At 51.9% G+C, this 12,110-nt stretch carries 8 protein-coding genes; all 8 read right to left on the bottom strand.

Going from position 1 to position 12,110, the window contains the following annotated elements; genetic code table 11:
* Positions 1-129: 129 nt before the first annotated feature.
* A complete protein-coding gene (locus KDD36_12825) occupies positions 130-4,326 on the bottom strand; it encodes an AHH domain-containing protein (GenBank protein MCB0397533.1) in 4,197 nt (1,398 codons plus the stop codon).
* A gap of 2 nt (positions 4,327-4,328) precedes the next feature.
* The gene (locus KDD36_12830; GenBank protein ID MCB0397534.1) at positions 4,329-5,039 is read right to left on the bottom strand and encodes a hypothetical protein; all 711 of its coding nucleotides are present in this window, start codon (positions 5,037-5,039) and stop codon (positions 4,329-4,331) included.
* An 11-nt stretch (positions 5,040-5,050) separates the two neighbouring features.
* Complete coding sequence (locus tag KDD36_12835) at positions 5,051-5,962, bottom strand: hypothetical protein (protein ID MCB0397535.1); 912 nt, start codon at positions 5,960-5,962, stop codon at positions 5,051-5,053.
* A 6-nt stretch (positions 5,963-5,968) separates the two neighbouring features.
* A complete protein-coding gene (locus KDD36_12840) occupies positions 5,969-6,643 on the bottom strand; it encodes a hypothetical protein (GenBank protein MCB0397536.1) in 675 nt (224 codons plus the stop codon).
* Positions 6,644-6,711: 68 nt separating this feature from the next.
* On the bottom strand, positions 6,712-8,940 hold the full coding sequence (locus KDD36_12845) for a DUF4157 domain-containing protein (GenBank protein ID MCB0397537.1): 2,229 nt from the start codon (positions 8,938-8,940) through the stop codon (positions 6,712-6,714).
* Positions 8,941-8,945: 5 nt separating this feature from the next.
* Positions 8,946-9,242 (bottom strand): hypothetical protein, encoded by a 297-nt coding sequence (locus KDD36_12850; GenBank protein MCB0397538.1) that lies wholly within the window; start codon positions 9,240-9,242, stop codon positions 8,946-8,948.
* 38 nt (positions 9,243-9,280) lie between these two features.
* Positions 9,281-11,086: a DUF4157 domain-containing protein gene (locus tag KDD36_12855; GenBank protein ID MCB0397539.1), complete on the bottom strand. Its 1,806-nt coding sequence runs from the start codon at positions 11,084-11,086 to the stop codon at positions 9,281-9,283.
* Between the two features lie 10 nt (positions 11,087-11,096).
* A partial coding sequence (locus tag KDD36_12860) for an ATP-binding protein (GenBank protein ID MCB0397540.1) occupies positions 11,097-12,110 on the bottom strand: 1,014 nt, incomplete at its 5' end.

Genomic DNA, 12,110 nt, shown 5'->3' on the forward strand with positions numbered 1-12,110 from the left:
TTGCACGACTTTTTTTTGCCCGATTCTCAACATTCTTTTCAACATGCCTAAGTGGTCAACGCGTTAGTAGTTAGTAGAAGTAGTTAGTAGATAGTAGTTAGTAGACATTCGAAAATAGTTATTCGTTCTTTAATGTAGTCTTACGGTTCCGTTCATGAGCCCTTTTCGTACGGCATCTACCTGCGCATGGAGGTTGGCCAGCGCCGTTTGTTTGGCTTGTTTCAAGGCGTTTCCGGTTAAACCTTTTGAACTTCTTTCAAAGGCGACCCGTGCCCGCTCGATCATGGTCTCAATAGTCTTGGTATAGTTGGGGTGCGAGCCCATGTGTATGGTGGCATTCTTCCAGGCACCGGTTTGTGATGCGGCATTCGGGGGAAGTAGTACGCCATTCTTAGCGCCATCCTGGAACTTGAAACCGATCCTGTCCAGGAATTTTTTCAATACCGGGTTTTTCATAATCTCTTCCGGTACCACGTGGTGGGCCTGGAAATTCGTCGGATGAGGATGAGGGATTCCCTTCCTCAATTCCTTGGTGGATTTACCGCCGCCACCCAACCGCCGGATCTGATCCGCCGTCTTTTTCTCAAGCTCCTTAAAGGCGGCAGCACGTTCACCCGGTGTCATATCCTTCAGCTTTTTCGCAGCATAACGATCGGAAACCACGATGCCTTTCTTTGCTCCGCTGCCTATGGATTTTCCTACAAGTTGTTTGTTCCCTCCCATTTTTTGGAGGGCCTTTTCTTCCGCCTTGGTCAGGTTCTTTACTTCACCGGTGGCCAGTAATTTTTTCGGATTAAAGTATCCGTACAGATAAAAACGCTTGCCGCGTATCTGCAGAGAAAACCCCTTAAAGCCGAAGTGGTTCTTGAGCTTCTTTCCGAAGTCCTTCACCTTTTTCACACCCCTGGCAAATCCACGGCCTATGCCTTTCAGGAAGACCTTGCCCTGTTTGATCAGTGGCGTCGCAATTCTTCTGGTGAACTTGAATGCCGCTTTGCCCGCAACTTTTAATCCCTGAACCGTGGCCTTACCGGCCTTCAGGGCCAGTTTACCCGCTGCCTTGGCCGCTTTGGCAATGGCCTTCGCCACCTGTTTGACCACCTTCAGAAGCAATCCACCCACTTTAAAGAGGAAGTTAAATACCAGCTCAACAAGGCCCACGGCGATCGCACGGGCAAGGCTTTGAGCACCGCCGACTATGTCGCCGCTCCACGCTTTTTTCACATACTGCCCGATATGGTAGCCCATTTTTGCGACGAGTATGGCTCCAAAGATGACGGTAAGTGCACTCATCAGCGCCTGGATGGCGGCAAGGATGGCCGCTCCTCCGGTGAAGAATGCCGCCACTGCCAGACCCAGCAGTGCGCCCACCATGATGCTGATGATCATGACCTTGTTACATTCCCACCAGTTTGCAATGCCTTTCTTGACCTGGCTCAGCACAAATCCGGCACGCTGTCCAACACTGAGCGGACCCACCTTGGCGACGTCCGGAATGCTGTTGTCCGTTTCACCTGTTGGTGCCGGGCCGGCCATGTCATTACACTGCGGATTCATCTGCGCCAGGTAGTAATCCATCTTCTGGCTGTCGGTCATATTTGCAAAATCAGGCCCACCCGCACCACCTCCGGATGCATCCGCGGTGGCTCCTCCCGGCATGCTTCCACCTGCAGCAGCAGCTGTCGCATCAAAGCCTGACATAGCGCGTATCTCTTCCAGGGTCAGGTCTCCCGCCTCTTCGTTCCCGAACATCAACTCTCCATCGCCATGACTGGCGGCATCTATGAACAGTTCCTTGTCGATGTCCATCTCAGGGACGGGATCGATCACCACATCTTCCGCGGAGAGTTGGTTCTTGCTCAGGAGTGCAGTACTGGCCGGATCCAGGTTAGCGGCACTTGCCGAACCCGGACTTGCACCCGGTGCAACCGGCGGCGTGGTTCGCTCAATGCCGGGAAGGGGTTTGGTGAGATCCTGTCCTGTGAGTTCTACCGACACCTGACTCCAGAAATGATCCGGCATCTGGCGGGCGGCTTGTACGAGGTTCGCGATCCCTTCGATGATTTCGATGATGCCCACTGCAATAAACTCCAATGCATCAATGATGGCGTTATAAACCCGCTGGTAAACGGAGAGAATAAAATCCAGGGCTTTGCCAATGGCATCCAGAACTTTATCTGCAAAATCCTTTAACGCCTGTGCCGCTTTATTCACTGCTTTCACAGCGGAGTCCACCGTTCGGTCTATGGCGGCACGCGCCTTTTTGGCCAACTCAGGAAAGGCTGCAAGCGCAATGGATACAAATGCCTTGAGCGCTTCACCGAAGGCCTTGATCAATCCGACGATCGCTTTTCGCGCCAGCTCGATGATGCCTTTCACGGCCTTCTTCGCCAACTCGATGATGCCTTTGACCAACTTGCGAAGGGCATCAAAAATGGTATTGATGGCGGCCCTTATTTTGTTACACAAATCGGAAATGGCGCCTTTCACACGGTCCCAGAAACTGCGCGGCTTACTTTCAGCTTCACGTTTCTTGCGCTTCGCTTCATCCTCTGCTTTTTTCTTCTCCCGTTTCGCTTCCTTCTCCGCATTATCCAGTTTGGTCTTTGCTTCATCCTCACTGGATTTCACTTTCGTATCAATCTGCTTATCTATTTCCTTTTTCTTCTCTGCGGATTGCTTGTCGTATGTTTTTTTGACCTGTTCGTTATCCGCTTTCCATTTGGTTCGTTCTGCTTCCACCTGGCTCGCCGCTCCGGTCTGTTCACTTTCCTGTTCGGCTTTCACCCGTGCGGTCTCTTCATCTATCTTCGCAAGACCTTCCGTTTTTTCTTTCTCACTATCGGCTTCATAGGTTTGGTGTGCCTCCTCAAATTCCTGATTTTTCGGTGACACCTTCTCGTCCATCCTGGATTGCAGATTGGTGTTCAGCGCCTGCTTCACATCCCCGCTGATCTCTCTTTTGCCAAGGTTTTTTCCTTCTCTTGGCTCAGCACCCATGAGCTCAATCTTGGGTGCCATCTTCTCCGTTTCAATATCCGGGTAGATGTCTTTTTCTCCGAAGTCCTTCGTTGTTTCCTGGTCTGCATTCGTGAGATTTTCATCTACCTTTTTAGTAGAAGTGGTCTGGTGCTCTTCGTTCTGCTTCGGATCAGCTTGTCCTGACAGGTCTACCTTCGGTCTTTCACCGGCGGAAGTGCTCACGCCACTGTCCCCTTCCGGCAGGGAACTCAGGAACGAGCGAATGCGATTGAACAACCGGCTCCACCAACTTCCATCGTCCTCGCCCTGGCTTTCGGTGGGTTCGGAAAAACGTTGTCCCTGACTTCCCGGTACCGGGCCACTGGGTGATTCATGTTGTGTCTCGATGGTATGTCCTTCCGCATTGCCTTCGGGTTTGAGATCAGGTGCCTGATCATTTTTCAGTGCAAGCGCTTCCGCTTCCTTTTGTTTCCTCGTCGGAACTCCGGTGGGCTGGTCAATTTCCGGAAGACCATCCTGCTGTTCTTTTTTCTCTTTATTCTGAAGCCCTTTGGCAGCCTCGGATGCACGCTCCATGCCATTCGCAAAGCTCACCGCATTCATACCGGTGATGGAGCGTATCATGGATGATGAGTCACCTGTTTCGAGTGGCTGATCAGGTACACCTTCACCACCTTGCGGGCCTCCCTCTCCGCCGGAAGCACCGGTATCTCCCCCGTTAGGCGAAACAGCATCAGTACCGGATGATCCTGTGCCATTGGGCGACTGTGTGCTTGGAACTACACTGTCTGCCTGAGTTGGATTTGGTGAGGTCTGACTTTCACTGGTCGTGTGAGATGATGTTGTATCAGGTGATACAGCATTCGGATCCGCATCGGTTGTAGTTGATGTGCTCCGGGACGATGCATTCGGGTCACGTGAGGTTGATGAAGCAATATCTCCCGAATCATTCGGATCGGATCCGTTATTTGTTGATGCGTCATCACCTCCGCCATTGGGATTCGCATCGTCCTCCGGAGGTGGTGCCGGCAGGGCTTCAGTCTCTGGAGGTGACGGGGTCTGATCCGGTTCACTTTCGTCCTCCTGTTCCGTCACCTGTCCGTGCATCTCCAAACCATCCGTGTGATTAGGGTGTATGACCTGAGATGTGCGACGTTCCACCGAAGGCGCCATGGCAAACCCTTCGGTGCGGCTTAACGGTGCCATGCCTGATCCGGCACGTTCTGCTAATGCTGTTTCCTTCTGACCTTCACCACCGGGCCGCTGCAGTTGCTCCTCATCTCTCAGAGAGGTACCATTCCGATGTACCTGAGATCGTTCCGGTGCAACTACAGTTTCTGGCATGATCAGTTTCCTTCAATCGTATCGGGTTGGTCAGCTGTTTGTCCGGAGAGGCAATGCACGTAATGTGTCCAGGCGTCGGCCTGATTGTAATCGTTGGCATTGGTTTCACAATCGAAAACAGGGAGGTAGGACTCTGCTCCGGGACTGCCAATACCGGCTGCGTGTGCCGCTTCATGAATCAATGTACGCACCTGCTGTTCAAACCCGATTCCAAAAAACGAGTTACACAGGTGGATAGGGGTACTGTTATCTTCGACGTATGCGTTCCAAACATTGCAATTGGCAATCTCCGGTCCGCATACAATGGCTCTATCCGAAGTAAGGATGTTCATCATCCGGCTGATCAGGAGTTGCACAGCCGCCAGGTTTCGCACACGTGGAGATACCAGTCTGCGCGCCTCCCGCATGGCGTGCCGTTGCTGACTGGCACCGAGGGTTGGATGCAAACCACTCAGTTGATGATGCACCAGCTGTACCCGGAAGAATGCCTGACGTCTGGCGTTGGTGATGGCTGTTCGGTCACAGGTTCCACCGGAGCCGCCGCCTTCCTTCCCCTGAAGATTCCCTGATGCCGGGCGCATGTTCATTCCTCCGCGGTGGGGTGTCATGCTTTCACCGGCTATCTGTTGTGGTGCCATACCCCCTCTCCCTCCGTGATGTCTCAAGGGAGTTGCGCTTTTTTTTCTTTGCAGAACCTGTCTTACTTTTTTCATAGCGGAGATTTTTAATCTGACGGACGGCTACCAGGCCCCATATCATCCCTGTTAAAATGATAGATCATCCGGGCAAACACGGCATATGAATCGGGATTACTGCTTGCCACAGACCATCCCATTTCACGATATTCCGGCTGCCATTCATAGGTATCATTCCGGTAGAGCAGATCACGATGTACCACTTCATGAATGAGCACACTTACACGGATAAAGAAGTCGTGTGCATTGAACCATAGCGGACACAGGCGCACATAGGACCGGGGCAGCGTTAACGTAAGTCCGTCATCCGTTTCTATGTCATAGACACTGTGTGCTGCGTATTCATTTTCCGGGCACATCGGAAAACAAGCGTAATCTATATTGCGGAGGCCTGAGAGAATGGTCTCATAGTTGGATCTGATCGTACGTAGTCTGGCACCGGCGGTGCGAAAGTCATCGGCGGTAAGCGGACTTCCCCTTTGTATCCTTGCCATATCAAAATTCAGGAAGTAGGCTGTCATGAAGCGCCCGCGGTCATCACCCGTGGTTGCACCGCTGAAGATCCCATCGATGCTTCGCATGGTTCTGGTCACCCAATCGATGGCATGCGGCTGGTGCCTGGTGATCATGCGTTGCTGGCCTTCATCGCATCGGCGAAAACGCCCCGGTGTTGTTGTGCCGGCAGCCTCCTGTCTTTGGATCATGGGGGCTTGCTGTGCGCCGGTCATACGGATAGGTTGTGCATCGGGCGTACCCTGCATGGCAGTGTCTCCTGACGGAGTGGGGTGCATCATCGCTACCGGATTGCTTTGATCGGGATACATCTGCAGGACGTGTCCTCCGGTCTGTGGCTGCATGGCTCCATCAACGGAAGATCCAACCGTAATCCCGGGTTGCCGGGCGGGAGCTGATTCACGGGCTATGGCGGTTGCTGCTCCCATTATTTCTTAATGAAATTCGTATTTGCAGGTCATCTCCATGACCGGGGTACCATCAGGAGAATACTGGATCTCTTTTTCGAGAAGATCATTGCCATAAAAAAATTCAGAGGAGAGATGGCCATTGATAGACACTTTGGATAATTGCCCGTCTGCATTGTATTCATTTTTGTGGCGGATTGTGGTATGTCCTTCGTTGTGTTCTTCTTTCATCTCCACCACATTTCCATTATCATCATAAACGAAATCGGTGCGGTGACCGTTGGTGGTGTATACCTGCCACATCAGTTTACCCTTGTCATCAAAGTGGCGCTGGACCTGGACCGTTCCACCCTTTTCGGTGTATTCATCATACGCACCCTTGTCGTCATAAACGTAACGCACTTCCGTTCCTTCTCCTCCTTTTGTTTCCACTTTTACGAGTTTACCATTCTCTCTGTGATAGAACTTTTCAAGTGTGGTATTCTGGGCAAAATTTTTCTGGATTTCTTTTGCCAGATGGCCATCCGCATATTCATAAGTGACTTCTCTGACTGTATCCTCGGAAGGTCCGAAGGTTCGCAGGCTTTGCTTCCAACCATCTTTATTGAATGTCTCTTCCATAAAGAGATACGGTTCTGAATTCCCCTCAGTCAACTCCCTCACAAACGTGGTCTTCCTGGCGATCTGATTTTCTTTCTTCATTGTGTGGCTGCAACTCATGAAAAGATAAAAAACAATAAAGGCATGATATAAAAACCTTGTCTTTTTCATTACGGAGGAGGCGCCGGTAAGCCGAGCAGTATCCTGACCTCTTCCATAAAGGTAAGATAATGCGGTTCAAGTCCGCCACTAATATCCGGGGTTGCCTGAACGATCAGTTCCATCAGTTTCTTGACCTGATCCATGGACCCCAATCCAAAGAAAGCTGCATCCACTTCCACGGAACTGCCTGGTCCTGCAGTCCAGCTGTTGGTAACACCTTTGGTAATGGTGACCGGACTCCTGAATACCGTACGCATGGTGCGGTAGCGGTGGAATACGGCTGCCAGTTTCACCTGATCGGCTTCCGTGGATGGAAGGGCAGGCGGCATGGTCAATCCGAAATGGGGAGCTGCTTTGGTCATCATATTGCGATAGAATCCGGCCGGCCAGGCAGCGGCTCCGCCGGTTCTGTGGCTGTGAAGACGTTCATACAATGTATCCAGTTGCAGATAGGTGCTTGTCAGGTACATTTCCAACCATGCTGTAGCCTTCTTTGCCTGTTGTTCTTCAACGGCATTCATTCCGTTGAGTGTATCCGGCGTGGTGGGCCCCACATTGGGTGTTTGTCCGTCCAGGGTTTGCAGGAACAGTTTGTACGAGTCAGGGTTTTGAATTGAATCTGCGGGTGACAAGAAACTGATCAGGCGGTGGTGTGCATAGGCAGTATCGCTTCCGCTGATGGATGGTGTGCCGTGTACCGCTTCATGGACCGTGGTCCCTGATCTTTCAGCCAGGGTATCGGGGAAGAAGTTCGGGCACAGGGTGAGCATGGCGGCAGCGCCGGTACCCACGTTGCTTGCCACACTGCCGCTGCATTGATTCACACATTGGTGATTCGCCGGATCAAGATACTGGGTGATCTGTGCACTGATATCTTTCAATTTCTTTTCCACTTCGGTGGCCTTAGCATCTGTGTTACTGCCAAAGAAACTCAGAAGGGCTGCATCCGTTGCTGCGGTTCGGGCCGCAACGGACAGTTTGGCGCGGGCATCCGTAATCAGGCGTTGTGCTTCGGTTTCCGCATCCGTCCATTTTGTCGGATAGTCTGCACCGCCGGCCAGCGGATCGGTACAAGGAACCACGGCCACCGCGGGTGGCGTAGAAGAGCTACCTCCGGGAAGGATGATCTCTACCGACCGCATGCGTTGGTACTCGATGTTACCGGCACCGGCGGCCACATCTACAACCGGCGTAGCAGTTCCTGTATAACCTACATTGTTCAGTTCATCTCTGACTGCCTTTAACCGCGCGTTGATGATGATGGTATTGGCGGCATCTGATCCTTCTTCACTGGACGTACCCTTGATCGTAATATTCGTGGCGGATCCTGCGAATGCCGCCAGCTTGGGAAGTTCTGTCGGAGGAATGGTACTTGATCCCCTTTCAAAAAAGATACGCCGGGAATTACCTGATGCGCCGGGTGGCAGTCCATCCACATCAAAGTCTGCCTTCTGGATCATTTTCCTTTGCAATCCTTTTTGCTGGATGGTATGTGTGAGTTCGTGGGCCAGCAGGTGTTTTCCCTGATTGGACGATGGGCTGTACTGGCCCTGATTGAAATAGATATCCGTTCCGACGGTGAATGCCCTTGCACCGAGTTGCTGGCTCATATCCGCCGCCTGTTGGTCATTATGGATACGGACCTGACTGAAGTCGGCGCCCATCTTACTACCCATTTCCCCCTGCGTTGCGCGATCCATTGACTGACCGCTACCTTTGGAGGATGCTATTTTATCAGTCACTGCGGGTGATGCGGTATGCGAACCATCAGGTGATCTTTGAATGGCAGTTGGAGATTTACTTGTTCCGGGTAACGATTCTTTTTGCTGCATCAATTCCTCATCCTCCCCTTTTCTCTGCACTTGCATCTGCATGCCCTCATCTTCACATTCCGCGCATTTCATTTGCATCATCTCTTCCTCATCTTCGATGGGCTGACGCTGCATCATCTTGTCTTCCGCCTCACATTCCGCACACTTCATCTGCATCATTTCATCTTCCTCCATCGGCTTCATCTGCATAGACTCTTCCTCGTCCATCGCCTCCCGTTGGATACCGGGATTTGCCGGTGCGGCATGAACGGGAGCGGATGGCATGCTCAGTACACGATCTGCCATGGCATCTGCTTCGCGCTCGTACTTATCGCCGGGACTACCTATTTTAAGTTTGGCCTGGAAGGTGCGTTGGTGAGAAGAATGCTCACTGGACACCGACGATATTTTATCAGATGCGCCCATGGTCTTTATTGTTCAAAGCGTGATGATATCAGTTCACCCGTTGATGCCGATATGACAAAATGGGGACCACCTCCGACCATACCGGGGTCCTTAAGTTCATAATCTACATGCCAGTTACCGTCCTTCAAAGTTGTTTCAATCTCATACGGGGTAAGGTCATGATAAACCTGAGACGCCCATTGCCGGGCCAATGCCATCGCTTCTTCTCTTGTTATGCTATCCTGATCGGTGGTCATGGTTTCATTCATATTGGTTTCTTCCTGAGGAGAAGGTACATCATTCTCCGGGGTGTTACAAGCCAAAGTTGTTGCCAGCGGTATGATATATATCAACCCGTTATTCACACCTCATCTCTGTCGTTGCTGTTAGGTCTGGCCTGGGGCGCAAGTCCGCCTGCGGCTCCCGGTAGTCCGCGATTTCCAGCCAGGTGGGCACGGGTTGATCCGGTGGCATGGAATGAGGTGTTAGCCACTGCCGGGAAAGCGCCGATCATCAATAACGGAATGCCATTTCTTGTAGACCAGGCTGTATCTGCACCGCTAAAGAATGGTGCTCCCCAACAGGCGCCCACGTTGGGATGCGTGTGAAAACCTCCTACAACAATGGAGTTGGCGACCGCTGCCGGTGCGTTCAATGGCAACATGGCTTGTCCACCTGCAGCCACGCGTCTGGTTGTTATGTCACCTGTGATCAGGTTCATATAAATAAAGCCACCTTCTTCGTGGGCTGCGGGTGCTGCGGCACCTGGTATTGGAGCGCAGGTACCATTCAGAGGGTGGGCAGGATCGGGTGCCGACCAGCGTGTGACAGCCGGACTGGATGCTGTCCATGCCGCGCGCATGGCTGCCCGAACTGTGCTGTTAAGACGCATTCTGTTTCCTGAAGGCGCCCTTCTTCCAAGCAGTTCAATACAGCGTGCCCAGTTATTCCAGGAGAGTTTTGGTTTCAGATCGGTAAGCAGCTGTTGGTCATTCAATGCCACATGTTGTTGCATCATGGTAGCTCCCTGGATGGCTGCTTTGTAGTCCGCATACACCCTGTTATCCGCGGTGATCAGTGCACGGATTGCAGTTTGAAGGGCAAATTCGGGTGCCAGGCTTCCCTGGTTTCCGGGGCCGAGGAAAGCACCTTCGGCAATCATTTCCCGGGCCAGCACATCGGCGGTGTCATGCCCCAGCTTGCCATCCTGGGGAAGCCCATAATTGGCTTGGTACTCTGCCAATGCATTTACGAAGTCCGCATCGATCACCTGTGGGTTTGATGCGAGGCCGAGAATGTCTCTCATCAATCCGATCTCAGCGGCGTCGGTATGACGGGCCGTATTAAATGTGATGGCCGCTTGTACCTGTGCAGGGGTCAATGCCACTACAGCTGTTCCCGGCGTGGTGGGTGCTACAGCGAAATCTCCCTGAACCATGGGTTCCGAACTTCCCTGCTGGATGGTATGTGTGAGTTCGTGGGCCAGCAGATGTTTACCGCCGGAAGAAGCGGGGTCATACTTACCCTGATTAAAATAAACGTCGTTGCCCACGGTGAAGGCATGTGCACCGAGTTCACTGCTCAACTGCACGGCGGTGCTATCGGTATGGATATTTACATTGCTGAAGTCCGCACCGAGGCCGGCGGACATCTCATTTTGCACGGAGGACGGCATGGATTGTCCGTTACCTCTGCTTGCAGCAATCCGGTTTGAGATATTGGAAGATGCGTGGTGCTGACCGTTTTCCGATCGCTGAATGGCAGGTTGTGTAGTGCTGCCTTCTGCCATCTTTGGCTGCATCATTTCTTCTTCATCCTCCATGGGCTGACGTTGCATCATCCCTTCTTCAGCTTCACATTTGGCACACTTCATTTGCACCGTCTCCTCCTCTTCCTCCGGTTTCATTTGCATCATTTCCTCTTCCTCCTCCATCGGCTGCATCTGCATCATCTCCTCTTCTTCCTCCATGGGCTGGCGCTGTATGCCGTTGCCGCCATTCGTCACAGGTGATGGTGCGGGCGACCGGCTCACGACGCGATCAGCCATCGCATCGGCTTCCCGTTCGTATTTATCTCCCGGGGCTCCCACCTTCAGTCTGGGCTGAAAGGTGCGTTGATGAGTTGTTCTCTCAACAGGTGATGCAAGTGGTGCTTTCGATGCTCCCATTTTATCTGAATTATGTGGTTCTTCCGAATTTCCCGAACTCCTTTCTGATCCCCTCCATGATATCTTTCTGAGTGATGATGTTGTTCCCTCTGTTCAGGGCCATCAAACAACTGTACTGTATAATATTCATGATGGGCCCACCGGACAGTTCATACTTTGCGGCAATGTTCTTAAGGTCAATTTTCTCTTCGAGGACCACCTGATCGCTGAAGCCATTCTTCCATATTTCCTGGCGCTCGCTGGCTGAAGGCATGGGAAAATGGATGATGGCATGAAAACGTCTGAGGAAGGCATCGTCTATATTGCTTCTCATGTTGGTGGCCAGCACAATGAGTCCGTTGTATTCTTCCATTCGCTGGAGGAGATACGATACCTCCTGGTTGGCATACCGGTCATGCGCATCGCTGATCCCGGTACGTTTGCTGAAGAGTGAATCTGCTTCATCGAAGAACAAGACCCAGTCTTTATGTTCCGCCCGGTTAAATACTTTGGACAAATTCTTTTCGGTCTCCCCGATGTATTTTGAAACGATACGTGACAGGTCGATCCTGTAAACCTCGCGTTGTGTTTTCTTTCCCAGCAATGCTGCCGTGAGGGTTTTTCCCGTTCCGGGCGGGCCATAGAACAAGGCCTTGTACCCGGGCTTCAGTTTTTTCTTCATCCCCCAATCGTTCATCATGGCGTGGGCATGTTCCAGCCACACTTCAATTTCTTTGTACTGGGCCATGGTGGTGGGATTCAGAATCAGGTCTTCCCATCCCATCCTGGTGGCCAGATGACTTGCAGGAAAATCGGATGAGAATTTCGGCTTTTGTATTTGCCCTGAAGTGAGTTGATCCAGGATATCAGACTCGATGATCAATGCACCGTTCAGGTGGGGTTCTCCATCGGTTACATTTTCCAGGTTGAGGATATTGAATTTGGCAAAGGGATGATCGGCTGAAAAAATATTCATGAGGCTGAACCGTCGCTCGAGGTCGTTTCCTGCAAGAATGAACATGGCGGTTTCACCGGTAGGTAAAAA

The sequence above is a fragment of the Flavobacteriales bacterium genome (assembly GCA_020435415.1).
Classification (GTDB): domain Bacteria; phylum Bacteroidota; class Bacteroidia; order JACJYZ01; family JACJYZ01; genus JACJYZ01.

Coding starts and splice junctions, on each gene's coding strand:
- KDD36_12825 (MCB0397533.1), bottom strand. CDS start 4,326: ATGCCAGAAACTGTAGTTGCACCGGAACGATCTCAGGTACATCGGAAT.
- KDD36_12830 (MCB0397534.1), bottom strand. CDS start 5,039: ATGAAAAAAGTAAGACAGGTTCTGCAAAGAAAAAAAAGCGCAACTCCC.
- KDD36_12835 (MCB0397535.1), bottom strand. CDS start 5,962: ATGGGAGCAGCAACCGCCATAGCCCGTGAATCAGCTCCCGCCCGGCAA.
- KDD36_12840 (MCB0397536.1), bottom strand. CDS start 6,643: ATGAAGAAAGAAAATCAGATCGCCAGGAAGACCACGTTTGTGAGGGAG.
- KDD36_12845 (MCB0397537.1), bottom strand. CDS start 8,940: ATGGGCGCATCTGATAAAATATCGTCGGTGTCCAGTGAGCATTCTTCT.
- KDD36_12855 (MCB0397539.1), bottom strand. CDS start 11,086: ATGGGAGCATCGAAAGCACCACTTGCATCACCTGTTGAGAGAACAACT.